Source organism: Streptomyces sp. NPDC048277 (assembly GCF_040652235.1).
Lineage (GTDB): Bacteria > Actinomycetota > Actinomycetes > Streptomycetales > Streptomycetaceae > Streptomyces.
In genome coordinates this window covers 1-14,939 of record NZ_JBEZLQ010000040.1, presented here as the reverse complement: position 1 = coordinate 14,939, position 14,939 = coordinate 1, and the positions used below count along the sequence as shown (strand labels likewise).

The window sequence follows — 14,939 nt, the reverse complement described above, 5'->3', positions numbered from 1 at the left end:
CTGCAGTGGCTGCCGGGCGAGGCACCGCCGGAGTGACCTCGCGACGAGGACCTCGGCCGGTCCGGGCGGGTCAGGTGGTGGGGCCGTTCGGGCTCCGGGAGAAGGCCGTGTCGCCGGCCGTCGCCACGATCGCGTCCCTGACGAGCAGCACGCACGGCGGATAGTCCTGCGTCTTGTCCCCCGGGGCGTCCAGTGCGGAGGTGCGCCAGACCTCCGCCCCGGTGCGGCTGTCCAGGGCCAGCAGACGGCCGAAGCGGTTGGCGAAATAGACCCGCCCGTACGTCGTCGACACCACGGGCGCGGACAGGCTCTCCATGTCCGTCGTCCGCTGCCAGAGCTGTCTGCCGCTGTCCGCCGACACCGCGGTGACCGTCCCGTCGGACCGCACGAAGTAGACGACGCCGTCCACGAGCGTGGCCGTGCCGGTCAGCGGCTGCGCCAGCGGTACCCGTCTGACCTGCCCGGTTCCCGGGTCCACCCGCAGCAGCGCGTTGTACGGCCGCTCGTACCCGGAGTCGTACACGTCCTTCTCGGTCTGGGGCGCGAGGAACAGGGGTTGTCCGCCGACCGTGCCGAGTGCCTGCGCCTTCCTGGGCAGGGTGGCGGTCTCGGTCAGGCTGCCGGGGCCGAGCTTCATCAGCTCGACCGGGGCCTGGCCGGGCTCGGTGTCCGCCTCGCACAGGCCGTAGGGGACACCGCCCAGCACCGCCGTGGTGCAGTACTCGTCCAGCGCGGGCGCCCGCCACAGTTCCTTGCCGGTGGGCCCGTACGCCACGTACGACGAGGCGTCGGAGGACAGGGTCAGCAGCCCGCCGTCGTACAGGACCGCCGGCTCGGACAGGCTGATGTCGCGCTGCCACCGCCGGTGCCCGGTGCCGGCGTCGAGGGCCACCACACGCCTGGTCCTGTCGTCCGGCTCCTCGTACATGTAGACCAGCCCGTCGCGGGCGCCGATCGGCCGCACCCCTTGGGGGCGGGTGCCGGCCCGCCACAGGGTGCGGCCGGAGGCCGCGTCGATCCTGGCGACCGTGACACCCGTACCGCCGCAGAACAGGGCGGTTCCGTCCGCCACGCATCCGGCGCTGTTGTAGTCGAGGGGGATGCCCTTCACGTCGTACCGCAGCGCCGACTGCCAGGGCCGCCAGCCGTCGGGCAGTGACGCGGCACGGGCGGTGGCGGCGGCCTCGGCGGTGGCGGTCCCGGAGGCGCCGGTGTCCGGATCGGACACGAAGGCGCTCACCCCGGCCAGCAGCCCCGCACCGGCCAGCGCCGCGCCGAGGCCGGCGAGCAGCATCCGGGTCCGGCGCCGCTTGCCGGTGTCGGCGTGAGTGCCGGTGCTGGTGCTGGTGCCGGTGTCAGTGCCGGTGTCGATGCCGGTCGCGGCGCCCGCGGAGGCGACGCCTGCGGAGGCCGTGGCCGCGCCCCGGTCAGTGGGACGGCGCCGGGGTTGTGCGGACTGCCCGGTCGGCGGAGACGCGGTGGCGTCGGAATCCGGCAGCGCCTGGAGCATGCGGTGGATGTCCGTCAGCTCCGGCCGTGCGGCCGGGTCCTTGTCCAGGCACCGCTCGACGATCCCCAGGAGCGGCTCGGGCACCCCGCCGAGGTCCGGGCTCCCGTGCACCACCTGATAGCCGGTTATGTACGGACTGTCGGCGTCGAACGGCCCCGTGCCGACGGCCGCGAACACCAGCAGCGACCCCAGCGAGAACACGTCCGAGGCCGGGGTGACCTCCCGGGGAGAGGCCAGTTGTTCCGGCGACATGAAGGGCGGGGTGCCGATCATCCGCCCGGTCGTGGTGAGGCTCTGGTTGTCGGCAGCGCGCGATATGCCGAAGTCGATGACGCGCGGTCCGTCCTCGGTCATCAGGACGTTGCCCGGTTTGAGGTCCCGGTGCACCAGGCCCACCCGGTGGATGTCACGCAGCGCCTCGGTGAGCCCCAGCCCCAGCGCGCGCAGTTCCCGCCGGCTCAACGGGCCGTCCTTCTCGACGACTTCGGCGAGGCTGCGCCCCGGCACGTAGAGCGTCGCCATCCACGGCCGTTCGGCGTCCGGGTCGGCGTCCAGGACGGGCGCGGTGAACGCGCCGCTCACCCTGCGGGCCGCCGCGATCTCCTGCCGGAAGCGCGTCCGGAACTCCTCCTCCTGGGCATACGGCCCGCGCACGAGCTTGACCGCGACCTGCCGTCCCGAGGCGGAGACCCCCAGATAGACGATCCCCATGCCGCCCGCCCCGAGCCGGCCGAGAAGGGTGTACCCGCCTATGGACTCCGGATCCCCGGCGTTCAGGGGCGTCATCGCCGAACATCCTTCCCAACGCCTGCCTGCCTGACGGGGATCAGCGTAGGGCCTGCCGCCCCGGAGACAGAGCCGCGCAAGGGGCGATCATTCCATCCGGCGTCCCGGGAAAGCCACGTTTCCGCAGTTCAGGGCCGGTGCGAGCGTTCCAGCGTCCCGAAACTCCCGGCGAGTATGGCGGTTGGGACGACGGCGGGAACAGGCTTGGGCCATCCGAACGGGACGCCTCACCGGACACGGCGATCGGCCCCGTTCGACTCAGCCTTCAGGCACATCAGAGAAAGCAGCCGACTCATGCGTATCGCCACTCGCCTCGTCTCCCGCGCCGCCGCCTCCTCCATGGTCGTCGCCGCCCTCGCGCTCGTCGGCTTCCAGGCCACCGCGGCCAGCGCGCAGACCGCCTCCGCCGCCACCGGCAAGGCGTCCTCGGTCGTCACCTGCACCACGGCGAACACCAAGCTGACCGTCACCAAGGTGTCCCGCCCGGTCAACCACCTGCTGCTCAAGGCCACCAACACCGGCACCAAGCCCTGCTACGCCTACATCGCCCCCTTCCTGAGGGCCGGCGCCGACGCCCAGGCCCCGGTGGCGTGGAACGAGGACAGCACCCCGCAGTCCGTGGTGACGCTCAAGCCCGGCAAGTCCGCCTACGCGGGCATCACCACGTCCACCCCCGAGGGCGAGGGCGGGGCCAAGGAGAAGACCCTGGGCGTGTTCTTCGCCGACAGGAAGGGCAACGCGGTCAACAAGGAGAAGACCCTGAAGCTGCCGAAGGGCGGCATCTTCTTCAACAGCGCCGCCACCGTCACCTACTGGCAGGACAACGCGAAGGACGCCCTCTCCTGGTAGCCGCCCTGTCGTCCGCAGCCGGATCGGGGGCACGACAGGGAGTCGGGTGGCACACTCGGACCAGTTCGTCACAGGTGACGGCAACGGGAGGTAGCACCTTGCTGACATTGGACCTGCACCCGATCTTCCGGAACAACCGCGACATCGAACTCGCGCTGCGGCAGGTCGTCTTCCAGGCGAAGCACACCGGAGAGCCCGTCGTGGAGATCATTCACGGCAAGGGCACCGGGCAGCTCAAGGCGCGCGTCCTCGCGTTCCTCGACCAGAAGCACATCAGGAAGCTGTACGACCACGTGGAGATCGACACGGTCAACACGGGCCGCATCCTGCTCCACTTCGCACCCCGCCCGACATGAAACACGCCCTCGCCCGGTCCGGGCCGAGGGCGTGATCCGCGGCAATGCGCCCCTTCCCATGAGGGCGCCCGCCGATGTCTCAGAGAATCCTGATCCAGGACGCGCTGACCCCGCCGGGGTTATTCGGCCAGGTCATGACGGTCCGCTGCCGTGGCCGGCCTGGTGGGACGTGACCTGCACGAAGTCGCTCCGGCCGCAGTCGACCTGATTGATCGCGAACGCGTCCGTCGCCGTGACGGCGGTCAGTGACGGCGACCGCGAGGAGCATCGAGACCGGGACGGCGCCGCCGGCAGGGGGCTCGCGCGGCCCTGTGGTGCCTCGTCCCGCACGACATGTGCGTCTTTCACGCTGTGCCCCGCACGGTAGGGCCGCACCCGGGTAGGGGAGTATCTGGTCAGTCGCCGCCTGCCTGTGAGGGATCGTCATGCGCTCTGCCCGCCGTCTCATACCGCCCGTCGTGTGCGCCTGTCTGCTGCTGGCGGGCTGCAAGTCCACTTCGCTCGGCACCTCGACCCCCTCCGAGAGCGGCGGTCCGGGGGCGACCGCATCGGGCGCGGCCGGTGCGGGACGGGCGATCGCGACGGGGGAAGGCCCCCAGAAGCACTACGCCGTTCAGCAGCAGCCGGCGGCCGGCTCGTGCCACTACCGCTACGAGAACGGGGAGCCGCTGGAAGACCCGAAGTGCACGCCCGGCGCGATCTCCCCGGCCGTCACCCAGGCCAACCTGACGTCGACGATATGCCGCAAGGGCGGTTACACCTCGGGGGTGCGCCCCTCCGCGTACGTCACCGGCAAGGAGAAGAAGCTCAACGCGGCCTCCTACGACTACACCGGCAGCATGTCGGAGGCCGAGTACGACCACCTCATAAGCCTCCAGCTCGGAGGCGATCCCAACGACTACCGGAACCTGTGGGTCGAACCGGCCGACCCCGGCCACAAGAGCAGCCAGGGCGTCAACAACAAGAAGGACCCGGTGGAGACCAAGCTGCACACCGCGGTCTGCGCCGGCCGGGTCACTCTCGCCGCCGCACAGCAGGCGATCGTCACCGACTGGACCACCGCACTCAGCCGCCTCCACCTCCAGTGAGCCGGCACCGCTCAGGCGCCGGGCGAGCGGAAGTCGACCTGTCGCTGCGTGGCCGCGTCGATCTCGTCGACGGTGAGGAGGGGGGTGGCCCGGGTGCGGATCGCGCCGCTGGCCTTGACGCTGAGGCTGGCGGCGGCCATGGAGACCGGGTCGGGGAAGTCGAGAATGCACACGAGGTCGTCTTCCCCGAAGGCGAAGTACATGGCCTCGACGGTGCCGCCGAGGCCGGCCACGACGCGGTCGACGGCGGCACGGCGGCCGCTCCCGCCCTCCTTGAGCAAGCCCTTCGAGCCTTCGGGCGTGTAGGTGGCCTGGATGAGGAACTTCGGCATGGGGGGCGCTCCTGCCCGTGACGTGTCCGGTACGCACAACGGCCTTCCCGCTGTCCTGCCGGCCATAAATCAACGGACGGCCGGATTCACTCGTAAGGGCACATCGGCGCCCGGACCTGGGGTGTCGTCATGAATACCCCCTCACAGTCGCCACCGGGCGCCGCGAGGTTGCCGCCGGAAGGCCGGGTTTTTTCTCACACACACCGAATGACGGTGGGACGCATCACGCCACAGACGGCAATTCGGCCGGCCGTCCGGCTCGGCGAACACGAGCGTGAGGGATCCCCTTCCTCCTGGTCACAGGGGTGTACGACGGCCGCCTCCTCGGGTCCCATGTGTTCCGGAGCAACCCCGCGCCCAACGTCCCAGGACCGCCCGGGTGTTCGTTGCCCGGCGCGCTCGGCGATCCCCATAATGGCCGCTCTCGCCGGGGCAGAGCGCTCTCGCAGAGGGGGCGCCGATTTTCTCTGCCGAATGCCGGAACCACTGAATGAGGCCAGCCATGACCAAGCATCGCCAGAAATCGAAACGCCGGAAGATGGTCACCGCCGCGGCCGTCGTCGTGGCCGTGGGTGCCGTGGCCGTACCGTCGGCCGCCCAGGCGAGCGGTGACGGATCGGGCGGATGGTCCGTCGTCTCGTTCTCGTGGTGGGGATGGGGCAGGTCGCACCCGGTGACCACCGCGACAGCCTCCCCGTCGCCGGTGGAGTCCATATCCGCGTCCGTCTCCGCATCCGCGTCCGCCTCGGACGCCCCCGCCACCGCCACTCCGTCGGGCGTCGCGAGCGCCTCCCCCTCCAGCGCCGCCCCGAGCGCGTCTCCGTCGGCGTCCGGCGGTCCGACCGCCACGCCCACCGTCGAGCCCACCCCGGCCTCGGCCTCTCCGACGGCCACGAGCTCCGCCGCTACGACGGACTCCGGTCCCACGGACCGCGTCCTGGCCCTGGTCAACGCCGAACGGGAAAAGGCGGGTTGCTCGGCGCTGACCGAGAACGCCAAGCTCACCAAGGCCGCACAGGATCACAGCCAGGACATGGCCGACCACCAGAACATGTCCCACACCGGCTCCGACGGCTCCTCCCTGAGCGACCGTCTCTCCCGGGTCGGCTACCGGTTCAGCACGGCGGGCGAGAACGTGGCCGCCGGCTACACCACCCCCGACAGCGTCATGGACGGCTGGATGAACAGCGCCGGCCACCGGGCCAACATCCTGAACTGCGGCTTCAAGGAGATCGGCATCGGCCTGGCCCAGCCGGGCAACTACTGGACCCAGGACTTCGGTTCGGCCCTGTAGCAGCGGTCAGCGCACAGGGAACCCGAAGGAGTACCCCTGTTCCTTCAGCCACGGCAGAACCTCGCGCAGGGCGGCCACGGTCTCGGAGCGGTCTCCCCCCGCGTCATGGAAGAGCAGGGTCGGACCGTTGGAGATCTCGTCCTTCACGGTGGCGACGATGGTGTCCGTGCCGGGGCGTTCGAAGTCCTTGGAGTCGACGTTCCAGCCGAGCGGCCGCATTCCACGGGACGCGGCGAGGTGACGGCTGTAAGGGGTGAAGGCACCGCCCGGGGCCCGGTAGTACAGCGGGCGGACGCCCCCGGACGCCTCGGTGATCATGCGTTCGGCGTCCAGGATCTGCTGTGCCTGATACGCCTCGGACTTGTGGTCCATGGTGATGTCGTGCGACACCGTGTGGTCGCAGAGCCGGTGCCCGGCCGCCACCACCTCCCTGACCAGGCCGGGGTACGCGCGAGCCTGCGTGCCGATCATGCAGAAGGTGGCCTTCACACCGTTGTCCCGCAGGACCTGCAGCACCTGGGGGGTCCAGACCGGGTCGGGTCCGTCGTCGATGGTGATGTTGACGCTGTGCGCGCCGCCGTCCGAGGCATGCGCGATCTCCGCCGACACGGCAGCCGCCTTCCGGTCCAGCGACCGGGCGTGCGGCGTGACGGGAGACGCGGAGACCCCCGCCCGCGCGGGCTGCCTGCCGGTGGAACCGGGTTGCGCGCTCCACAACGAGGTCATCGCGGCCACCGCGGTCACCCCGAGCACCGCCGCGAGCGCTGTGCCGTACCAGCCCCGTCCGCCGCTTCGCACCATGACGTCTGTTCCCTGCCTTCGCCGTAAGCCTTTGCACACCTCTAGAGGCGCGAAAACGGCCGATGGATCCGCCTGTTACCGATCACGGACGATTCCGCGAGGGATTCCGCAAGGACACGACGACACGCCCGTATCCGCCACGAGACGACGACCCGTCACGAGACGACGGCCGCCGTCTCCTCCACTTCTTCACATACCGCACGCCCGGACCGGGGCCGCGGAAAGAACCTGCCGGGCTTTCCGGCCATCTCAAGGAGGGGTGCCATGCCCCGGGGGAACCGTGCGGGACGACAAGACCCCAAAGGGAGAGAACGTGTCGGCCATCAGCCAGCGGACGCACCTGGTGCTGCTGTCCGCCTGGACCGTCCTGTGGTTCGCCGTGGTCCAGCCGCACGGGGGTTTCTCCTGGCACTATCTGCGCACCGGCGGGGAACTGCTCTACGCGGGCCCGGGCAGGACCGACGGCGGTCTGAACCTGTACGCCCACCACCCCGAACTGCAGATGGGTCCGGTCAGCTTCCTGGCGGCGGGCCTGTTCAACCCCTTTCCCGAATCCGTCGGCCAGCTCCTGGGCGCCGCCGTGATGTCCCTGCTCGGCCTGATCATCCTGGTGGTGGCCGGCCGCAGCGCCGCCTGGTACTTCCTGGGCACCGGCACCAACCACCAGCGGCTGCGGCAGCGGGTGCTGATCGCGGGCCTGGCCTTCATCCCGATGTGGATCGAGGTCTCGGTCCGCTTCGGCCACCTCGACGACGTCCTGGCACTCTTCTTCACGGCCCTGGCGGTCCGCTCCCTGACCCGCGGCAACGCCGCCGCGACGGGCATCTTCCTGGCCCTGGCCATGGACTCCAAACCGACCGCACTGGCCTTCCTGCCGCTGCTGCTCGCCCTGCCGAGGAGGCAGTGGCTGCGCGCGGGACTGTGGTGCGCGGGTCTGGTCGCGCTCGTCTGGCTGCCGTTCCTCCTGGATTCCCCGCACTCGCTGGCCGCGGCCAGGTTCACCATCCCCAACCAGCCCGCGTCCGCGCTGCGCTGGCTCGGCGTCGACGATCCGCGGACCCCTCCCTGGGACCGGCCCGCGCAGGCCGCGGTGGGGCTGGCGCTGGGCTGCGCGGCGGTCTGGCGGGGCCGCTGGCCCGCCGTCGTGCTGCTCGGCGCCAACGCCCGGATCGCCCTGGACCCCAGCGTCTACACGTACTACACCGCCTCCGTCCTGCTGGGCACCCTGCTGTGGGACGTGATCGGGCAGCGCCGCCTGGTGCCCTGGTGGAGCTGGATCGGACTGATCACCCTGTACGGAACGGTCTTCGTCGTCCCCGACGACGCGGCCCGCGGTCTGATCCGCCTGGGCTTCGCCGCGGTCTCCACCGCATACGTCCTGTTCTGGCCGGTACGGGACCGGCGCCGCCGACGCCCGCCGCCCCGCGCCGGGCGGACGACAGCCGATCAGCCCCCGGGCACGGAGGAACGGACCGCGCTCGGCACACCCCGGGATCGGTCGTGGGGCGTCCCCTAGGCGAACCCGCCGTTGCTCAGCAGGAGCTGGCCGTTGACCCACTGGCCCTGTGGTGAGCAGAGGAAGTCGACGAGGTGGGCGGTGTCCTGCGGGGTGCCGAGACGGCCGAGCGGTGTCCGGCGCACCGCGTGCTCCCGCCCTTCCGCGGTCATCCATCCGGTGTCCACCGGGCCGGGGTTGATGACGTTCGCGGTGATGCCGAGGTCGGCGAGTTCGTGTGCGGCGGCCAGGGTGATCCGGTCCAGCGCGCCCTTGCTCGCGCCGTAGGGAAGGTTGCCTACGGTGTGGTCGCTGGTGAGGGCGATGATCCGGCCGCTGCCCGGGGCGGCGGTGAACCGCCGGCCGAACTCGCGGATCAGCAGCCAGGTGGCACGGGCGTTGACCGCGAAGTGCCGGTCGAAGCTCTCCACGGTGGTGTCGAGCAGGCCCGAGTCCACCGACTCGCAGTGGCACATCACCAGGGCGGTGACGGCCCCCAGCTCGCGCTCGACCTCGTCGAAGAGACGGGCCGGGGTGCCGGGGTCGGCGAGGTCGGCCTCGACGGCCCTGGCCGTGGCGCCGTGTCCGGTGAGGGAGTCGGTGATCGCGCTGGTCGCCCCGGGCTCGCTGCCCCAGGTCATCCGCTCGTCGTAGGGGGTCCAGCAGCTGAAGGCGATGTCCCAGCCGGAGGCCGCGAGCCGCTGCGCGATGCCGGCGCCGATGCCGACGGTGCGTCCCACTCCGGTGACCAGGGCGAGCGGACGGGTGGCGGGCCGGGACCGATCCGGAGCGGGCTGTCCGTGGGCGCTGTTGGTCGTCACGGGAGGAGATCGTCCACGGCCGGGGCCGACTGGGCAAACCCCTTTTCACAGACCGGAGTTGCGGGCCGCGCCGAACGCGCCGCCCACCACGGCTGAGGCGTCGCCCACTCCATGGCCCCCGGGGAAGCGACCGCGCGTGGTGTGATCGTCGCCACAGAGATGGCCGGTGCCGAGCGGACAGGGCTGGTTGTGGAACTTTCCCTGCGTGACCGGATACGCGCCGGCGATCCGGAAGCCTTCGCCGAACTGTTCGGAGCGCATGCCCGGGCCGTCTACGGTCATGCCGCCCGGCTGTCGGGGGACCGGAGCACGGCGGAGGACGTGGTGTCCCTGACCTTCCTGGAGGCCTGGCGGCTCAGGCAGAAGCTCAGACCCGGGGCCGCGACCCCGGGCGAAGAAGCCGACGTGCCCGAAGGCGACGGGCTGCGCCCCTGGCTGTACGGCATCGCCACCAACGTGCTGCGCAACACGCGCCGCGCCGCCCGTCGGCACGGTGCCGCACTCGCCCGGCTCCCCGACCGCCCGGCGGACCTCGACACCCTGCCGGACTTCGCCGACGATCTCGTCGGCCGCATGGAGGACGCCGAACGGCTCGCCGCCGCGCGCACCGCCCTCGGCCGGCTGCGCAGGGCCGAGCGCGAGGTGTTCGCGCTGTGCGTCTGGTCGGGGCTGAGCTACGCGGCCGCGGGCGAGGCCCTCGGCGTGCCGACGAGCACCGTACGGTCGCGGCTCGCCCGGGCGAGGCAGCGGCTGCGCACGTTGGCGGAGGCCGAGTTGGCCGGGCGCACGCCGGGACTCGGCCGGCGCACCGGACAGGTACCGGGTGGCCGTCCCGAAACGGCCCGGTCGACACAGGAGAAGCACGGATGAACCCCGAAGAGCGCGAAGTGCGCGAGGAACTGGCCAGGCTGCTGCCGAGCCCGGGTGACCCGGTCCTGACGGGCGACCGCCACGACCTGCTGAAGGACCATCTGATGAAAGAGCTCACCGAGAGAGCCGCGGAACTCCCCGGGATCCGGCTGGCACCCGGCCGGCCGGCGCGTGCCCCCCGCCGCCGGTTCGCCGTCGTCGCCGTACCCCTCGCCACGGCGGCAGCGGTCGTCGCCACGGTCGTCGTCGGCATCGTCGAGTCCACGACGGCCACGCCCGATGCGCAGGCGGTCGGCCTCCTCAACCGCATCGCCGAGGTCGCCGCCGCGAAGCGGACCGTGCCCGTCAGGGACGACCAGTACATCTACGTCAGCACTCAGGGCGCCATGACGTTCTCGAAGGACGACGTCCGGATCATGCGCGTGACGGAGTGGACCGCCGTCGACGGCAGGCGCGCGGGACTGCGCCGGTTCAACGTGCTGGTGGGTCCCCCCTTCCGCCCCCGGGACCCGCTGTCCGCCTACTCCAAGGGCACTCACGACATGAAGCTGTACCCCGACCCGAACGTCACCGCGTTCCGCGCGCTTCAGTCGCTGCCCACCGACCCCGACGCACTGCTGGCGAAGATCTACGCCGGCACGAAGGGAGAGGGGCAGACCAGGGAGAGCGCGGCGCTGGAGAAGATCGGCGACTTGCTGCCCGACGCCAAGCTCCTGCCCGAACTGGACGCCGCGCTCTACCGGGCGGCCGCGAAGATCCCGGGCGTCTCGGTCGTGTCCCACGCCAAGGACTACACCGGCCGCTCCGGCATCGGCCTGAGCTTCAAGGAGCGCGACGGCCGCACGGTCTGGGTCTTCGACACCAAGTCCCTCGACTTCCTGGGCACACCCGACGAGGCGCTGCTGGACGTCGGGGTCGCGGACAGGACGGGCGGGACACCGGCCGCGTGAATGCCCCTTCCCGGAGCCCCCGCGTCCCATCCGCCCGTTCCAGGGTGACTGTGTTCTAGCTGGCCAGAGCCCCTTTCGGCGTTCCAGCGTCCCCAACACCCCGCTGAGTGTGGCGGTTGGGACGGATCACCTCACAAGCTTCGGTCATCCGATCACCACCGCCACCCGAACACCGAAGGGGCACAGCGCCATGTCCGCTCTCCGTACCTCCCGCACCCGTCTCGCAGCCGCCGCCGCGACCGCCGTTCTCGCCGCCCTCTCCCTGACCGCGTGCAGCGACGGAACGGGCACCCACGACGAGGGCGCGGCGGCGACCACCTCCACGAGCCCTTCGTCCGGCGCGGTCTCGTCGGGCGCGGACTCCGGCTCGACGGGCTCGACGGGCGCCACGGGTTCGACGGGCTCGACCGGCTCGACCGGCTCGGCGGGTTCCTCCGGCGGCAAGTCCGCCGCCGGGTCCACCGGCGGGTCCGGCACCGGGTCCACCACCGCCGGTTCGCAGTCCGCCGGCGCCGCCGGCGTCTCCGCGTCGAAGGTGTCCGGCTCCTCGGGCGGGCCGGTCACCTGTGAGGGGTCCACCACCAGGACGGTCGCGGCCCCGCTGAACCGCCCCGTGAACCACATGCTGCTCACGGTCACCAACACCGGCAGCAGGACCTGCTTCCTCTACGGCTACCCGAGCGTCCAGTTCACCGACGCCCAGTCGGAGCCGCCGGTCATCAGGGACTCGCAGCCGCAGGCGGTCGTCACGCTCCAGCCGGGCCAGTCCGGGTACGCGGCCATCAGCCTGTCCGCCACCGACGGCAGCGGCAGCAACGGCCACACCGCGAAGTCCCTGACCGTCTACTTCCAGGGCCGCTCCCTGAGCGGGAGCGTCGGCTCCCCCGCCCACCCGTCGCTGCCCGCCAAGGGCGCCTACATCGACGACTCGATCAAGGTCACGTACTGGCAGCAGTCGATGAGCGACGCCGTCAACTGGTGACCCGAGGAAGGCGACCCACCATGCACAGCAGCACCCGCAGGTTCTCCCGCTTCGTGGCCGCCTATCTCGGCGCGGCCTTCCAGGTCGTCGTCATGGGCGGCACGGACCGCCTGGCGGAGGAGACGGGGGTGCTCCGGATGTCCCGGTTCCGTCACGCGACGGCCATCACGTGGTCTCACCGGTAACCACATGCGGCACTGCGTGCTCTCCTCGGACAGCACCGGAGCGGACCAGACCTCATGATCCATGAAGACAGGAGTACCTCGTGGCAGCGAACGCACCCCGACGAAACGCCCTGATGGCCTGCGCGGCCCTGGTCGTCGGCGCCCTCGCCCTCACGGCCTGTGGCGGCAGCACCACCGGGGACGCCTCCGGCCGGCAGTCGAAGGCCCAGCTGGACCTGACCGCCGACTCGGTCACCACGAAGACGGCCGGGGCGGGGTCCACCTCGATCACGGCGGCCGGTCTCGACTACGTCGCGATGGGCAGTTCGTTCGCCGCGGGCCCGAGCATCCCGCCGGTGCAGTCGAGCAGCGGAGCGGCGGCGTGCTCGCGGTCCAGCAACAACTACGCGAGCATCGTGGCCCGCGGCATCGGCGCGAAACTGACGGACGTCACCTGCAGCGGCGCCACGACGGCGAACATCCTCACCACCAAGCAGGGCTCGCAGCCGCCGCAGATCAACGCCGTGAACAGCGGGACCGACCTGGTCACGCTCACCATCGGCGGCAACGACGTCAACTACCTGGGCAGCATGGTCACGTACTCCTGCCAGAACAGCGGCGGCACGAACTGCGGCACCGTGAACCGGGCCGCGATCAACACCGCCCTCGGCACGGTGGGCCGCCGGATCGAGAGCGTGGTGAACGCCGTCCACGCCAGGGCCCCGCACGCACGCGTCCTCCTGGTGAGCTACTCCACCCTCCTGCCCGACACCGGTGGCTGCACCGGTGTCCCGCTCACCGCCGACCAGCGGGTGTTCGAGCGCACCGTCGCCACCCGCCTGGCGCAGGCGTACATCACCGCGGCGAACGACACCGGGGCGACCCTGGTCCGCTTCGCCACCGCCAGCCACGGCCACGACGCCTGCGCGGCGGCCCCGTGGGTGGAGAAGTACAAGCCCGCCTCGGGACGGACCTCGTACCACCCGAACGAGGCCGGCATGAAGGCCGCGGCCTCCCTGGTGAAGTCCGCGCTGCGATGAAGCCCGCGCCGGGTACCGGCTTCGGCGACCGGACACGGCGGCTGCCGCCGCTGTGTCAGCCCCTTCCTCTACGGTTCGCCCATGACTCCTGAACTGTGGGACCGGTTAAGTCCCTTCCGTGACAAGGCGATCGCGCAGGGCGTGCCGGCCGAGGACGTGGAGCGCTGGCTGGCCACCGCCCGCCCCTGCGCGACGCTGACGCGGGGCGGGGACGGGCCGGTCGTGGGCCGGTTCGGCGGTCCGCTGCTGCTTCCGGCCGGCACCCCCGACCCCGCCCACCCCTTCGTCGCCTCCCTCGACCTCGCGGCCCTGCCCGCCGACGCCACCGGCCTGCCCCTGCCTCCCGACGGCCGCCTGCTGCTGTTCGCCTTCCCCGAGACTGCCGACGACTACGAATCCATGGGCAGCGTGGTGTACGTCCCCGCCGGCGCGGACGTGACGGAACGGGACAGAAACGCCTGGAACTCCTCCGACTGGGACGAGTACGAGGCGATGTTCGCGGAGTTCCCGCAGGGTCCGCTGCACGCGACGGCCGATGTGTCGCTGCCCTGCCACAAGTCGGTCGAGGTGCCCGGCGAGCAGTGGGGCGGGCCGCATCCCGGGCATCCCCGCTGCGAGGAACTCGTCGCGGTCTGGGAGAGCACCCGTGCCGACATCGCCCCCGTGGGGCCGCTGCAGATCGGGGGATACGCCGATGAGGAGGCCATCGACATCGACCCCGTCGCCAACGCCGTGTGGTGGGCCGTGAAGGCCGCGGAAACGGGCGGGTGGGACGGACCCGTTTCGGACGACGTCTCGGACTGGGTGCTGCTGGCCGACTGGCATGCCGGCATGGACGTGCAGGGCTGGGAGAGCGCCACCGTCCACTGGGTGATCCAGCGTGCGGACCTGGCCGCGCGGCGCTTCGACCGCGCGTTCACCCACGTCTTCTGGAATCCCTGACCTGTTCCCGCGACACCGGTGGGGCGCGGGAAAGTACCGGCACCCCGGCAACCTCATCGGCTCGGCCGGCGACCTTCGGGTGAACGTCCCGGAATCCGTCTCTCCGAGCGAAGGGGCCACCCATGACCGACAGCGAACCGACCGAGGGCTTAGGCATACGGCGGCGCAGCGTGCTCCTCGGCGCGGCGGCCGGCGCCGGCGGGCTCGTCCTGGGCGCGGCCCCGCCGGCGACGCCGGCGCAGGCGGCGACGTTCACCAAGGGCGCGGACGTCAGCTGGCTGCCGCAGCTGGAGGCGCAGGGCTACCGGGATTCATTCGCAGTGCCCCGGCGTTCACGCCGGGGGTGAAGCGAATCAGGTGGGTGCGACGCGGAGCGTCGCGGTGTCGTTCCGGCGGAGCCGGACCCTGCTCGGCGAGAGTGACGCTTCGCTCGTATGTTCTCGGTGACGGCGTTTGTTCGGTATGCCTAGTGTGATCGTCATGCAGCTCCGGTACGCCTTCAGGTTGTACCCGGACGCCGGTCAGCGGATCGCGCTGGCGAGGGCGTTCGGGTGCGCCCGCGTCGTGTTCGTGCGACGTGAAGTCGCACTACCTGAGTAGAAGAACCGCCCGTCAGAGAGGAGAACACCGGGCGCTTCTCCGACCAGTGTCCAAGGGTC

Annotated in this window: 17 protein-coding genes and 1 pseudogene; 13 read left to right on the top strand and 5 right to left on the bottom strand. The window is 71.3% G+C overall.

The genetic code is table 11. The features are described 5' to 3' along the window. Nucleotides 1–70: 70 nt before the first annotated feature. Complete coding sequence (locus tag AB0D85_RS48025; RefSeq protein ID WP_362336517.1) at nt 71–2,296, bottom strand: serine/threonine-protein kinase; 2,226 nt, start codon at nt 2,294–2,296, stop codon at nt 71–73. A 294-nt stretch (nt 2,297–2,590) separates the two neighbouring features. On the opposite strand from AB0D85_RS48025, the gene AB0D85_RS48020 reads away from it, so the two are divergent. The 3 genes from AB0D85_RS48020 (at nt 2,591) to AB0D85_RS48010 (ending at nt 4,589) form a co-directional block, all read left to right on the top strand. After that, entirely contained in the window at nt 2,591–3,145 is a 555-nt protein-coding gene (locus tag AB0D85_RS48020; protein ID WP_362336514.1) for a DUF4232 domain-containing protein, read from the top strand. A gap of 98 nt (nt 3,146–3,243) precedes the next feature. Beyond that, nucleotides 3,244–3,501: a Smr/MutS family protein gene (locus AB0D85_RS48015; RefSeq protein WP_362336511.1), complete on the top strand. Its 258-nt coding sequence runs from the start codon at nt 3,244–3,246 to the stop codon at nt 3,499–3,501. Nucleotides 3,502–3,926: 425 nt separating this feature from the next. Continuing rightward, nucleotides 3,927–4,589: a hypothetical protein gene (locus AB0D85_RS48010; RefSeq protein ID WP_362336508.1), complete on the top strand. Its 663-nt coding sequence runs from the start codon at nt 3,927–3,929 to the stop codon at nt 4,587–4,589. Nucleotides 4,590–4,600: 11 nt separating this feature from the next. Here the strand turns inward: AB0D85_RS48010 and AB0D85_RS48005 are convergent, their stop codons facing one another. Next, nucleotides 4,601–4,921: a GYD domain-containing protein gene (locus tag AB0D85_RS48005; RefSeq protein ID WP_362336505.1), complete on the bottom strand. Its 321-nt coding sequence runs from the start codon at nt 4,919–4,921 to the stop codon at nt 4,601–4,603. Between the two features lie 502 nt (nt 4,922–5,423). Between AB0D85_RS48005 and AB0D85_RS48000 the strand changes: the two genes are divergently transcribed. Next, entirely contained in the window at nt 5,424–6,215 is a 792-nt protein-coding gene (locus tag AB0D85_RS48000; RefSeq protein WP_362336502.1) for a CAP domain-containing protein, read from the top strand. Between the two features lie 6 nt (nt 6,216–6,221). Here the strand turns inward: AB0D85_RS48000 and AB0D85_RS47995 are convergent, their stop codons facing one another. Further along, nucleotides 6,222–7,016: a polysaccharide deacetylase family protein gene (locus AB0D85_RS47995; protein ID WP_362336499.1), complete on the bottom strand. Its 795-nt coding sequence runs from the start codon at nt 7,014–7,016 to the stop codon at nt 6,222–6,224. A gap of 313 nt (nt 7,017–7,329) precedes the next feature. Between AB0D85_RS47995 and AB0D85_RS47990 the strand changes: the two genes are divergently transcribed. Beyond that, on the top strand, nt 7,330–8,532 hold the full coding sequence (locus AB0D85_RS47990) for a hypothetical protein (protein WP_362336496.1): 1,203 nt from the start codon (nt 7,330–7,332) through the stop codon (nt 8,530–8,532). Here AB0D85_RS47990 and AB0D85_RS47985 read toward each other — a convergent pair. Next, nucleotides 8,529–9,332, bottom strand: a complete 804-nt coding sequence (locus tag AB0D85_RS47985) for an SDR family oxidoreductase (protein WP_362336493.1) — start codon at nt 9,330–9,332, stop codon at nt 8,529–8,531. The two genes, AB0D85_RS47990 and AB0D85_RS47985, sit on opposite strands and share 4 nt — an antisense overlap. Before the next feature lie 45 nt (nt 9,333–9,377). Then, nucleotides 9,378–9,614, bottom strand: a complete 237-nt coding sequence (locus tag AB0D85_RS47980; RefSeq protein ID WP_362336661.1) for a hypothetical protein — start codon at nt 9,612–9,614, stop codon at nt 9,378–9,380. Here AB0D85_RS47980 and AB0D85_RS47975 point away from each other — a divergent pair. From AB0D85_RS47975 to AB0D85_RS47940, 8 genes and pseudogenes are all read left to right on the top strand, one after another. Beyond that, a complete protein-coding gene (locus AB0D85_RS47975) occupies nt 9,522–10,202 on the top strand; it encodes an RNA polymerase sigma factor (RefSeq protein ID WP_362336655.1) in 681 nt (226 codons plus the stop codon). The two genes, AB0D85_RS47980 and AB0D85_RS47975, sit on opposite strands and share 93 nt — an antisense overlap. Further along, complete coding sequence (locus AB0D85_RS47970) at nt 10,199–11,152, top strand: CU044_5270 family protein (RefSeq protein WP_362336490.1); 954 nt, start codon at nt 10,199–10,201, stop codon at nt 11,150–11,152. The genes AB0D85_RS47975 and AB0D85_RS47970 overlap by 4 nt, the downstream gene beginning before the upstream one ends. A 190-nt stretch (nt 11,153–11,342) precedes the next feature. Further along, nucleotides 11,343–12,134 (top strand): DUF4232 domain-containing protein, encoded by a 792-nt coding sequence (locus AB0D85_RS47965; protein ID WP_362336487.1) that lies wholly within the window; start codon nt 11,343–11,345, stop codon nt 12,132–12,134. 20 nt (nt 12,135–12,154) lie between these two features. Continuing rightward, nucleotides 12,155–12,319 (top strand): hypothetical protein, encoded by a 165-nt coding sequence (locus tag AB0D85_RS47960; protein ID WP_362336484.1) that lies wholly within the window; start codon nt 12,155–12,157, stop codon nt 12,317–12,319. An 80-nt stretch (nt 12,320–12,399) separates the two neighbouring features. Beyond that, nucleotides 12,400–13,338: an SGNH/GDSL hydrolase family protein gene (locus tag AB0D85_RS47955; RefSeq protein WP_362336481.1), complete on the top strand. Its 939-nt coding sequence runs from the start codon at nt 12,400–12,402 to the stop codon at nt 13,336–13,338. Between the two features lie 81 nt (nt 13,339–13,419). After that, nucleotides 13,420–14,280 carry a DUF1963 domain-containing protein gene (locus AB0D85_RS47950; protein WP_362336478.1) on the top strand — a complete coding sequence of 287 codons (861 nt, stop codon included), beginning with the start codon at nt 13,420–13,422 and terminating at the stop codon, nt 14,278–14,280. A 122-nt stretch (nt 14,281–14,402) separates the two neighbouring features. After that, entirely contained in the window at nt 14,403–14,627 is a 225-nt protein-coding gene (locus AB0D85_RS47945) for a hypothetical protein (protein WP_362336475.1), read from the top strand. A 133-nt stretch (nt 14,628–14,760) separates the two neighbouring features. Further along, a pseudogene (locus AB0D85_RS47940) lies at nt 14,761–14,850 on the top strand (helix-turn-helix domain-containing protein); the annotation flags it as partial. Between the last annotated feature and the right edge of the window lie 89 nt (nt 14,851–14,939).

Coding starts and splice junctions, on each gene's coding strand:
- AB0D85_RS47960 (WP_362336484.1), top strand. CDS start 12,155: ATGCACAGCAGCACCCGCAGGTTCTCCCGCTTCGTGGCCGCCTATCTC.
- AB0D85_RS48000 (WP_362336502.1), top strand. CDS start 5,424: ATGACCAAGCATCGCCAGAAATCGAAACGCCGGAAGATGGTCACCGCC.
- AB0D85_RS47965 (WP_362336487.1), top strand. CDS start 11,343: ATGTCCGCTCTCCGTACCTCCCGCACCCGTCTCGCAGCCGCCGCCGCG.
- AB0D85_RS48010 (WP_362336508.1), top strand. CDS start 3,927: ATGCGCTCTGCCCGCCGTCTCATACCGCCCGTCGTGTGCGCCTGTCTG.
- AB0D85_RS48020 (WP_362336514.1), top strand. CDS start 2,591: ATGCGTATCGCCACTCGCCTCGTCTCCCGCGCCGCCGCCTCCTCCATG.
- AB0D85_RS48005 (WP_362336505.1), bottom strand. CDS start 4,921: ATGCCGAAGTTCCTCATCCAGGCCACCTACACGCCCGAAGGCTCGAAG.
- AB0D85_RS47980 (WP_362336661.1), bottom strand. CDS start 9,614: ATGACCGTAGACGGCCCGGGCATGCGCTCCGAACAGTTCGGCGAAGGC.
- AB0D85_RS47945 (WP_362336475.1), top strand. CDS start 14,403: ATGACCGACAGCGAACCGACCGAGGGCTTAGGCATACGGCGGCGCAGC.
- AB0D85_RS47970 (WP_362336490.1), top strand. CDS start 10,199: ATGAACCCCGAAGAGCGCGAAGTGCGCGAGGAACTGGCCAGGCTGCTG.
- AB0D85_RS48025 (WP_362336517.1), bottom strand. CDS start 2,296: ATGACGCCCCTGAACGCCGGGGATCCGGAGTCCATAGGCGGGTACACC.
- AB0D85_RS47995 (WP_362336499.1), bottom strand. CDS start 7,016: ATGGTGCGAAGCGGCGGACGGGGCTGGTACGGCACAGCGCTCGCGGCG.
- AB0D85_RS47950 (WP_362336478.1), top strand. CDS start 13,420: ATGACTCCTGAACTGTGGGACCGGTTAAGTCCCTTCCGTGACAAGGCG.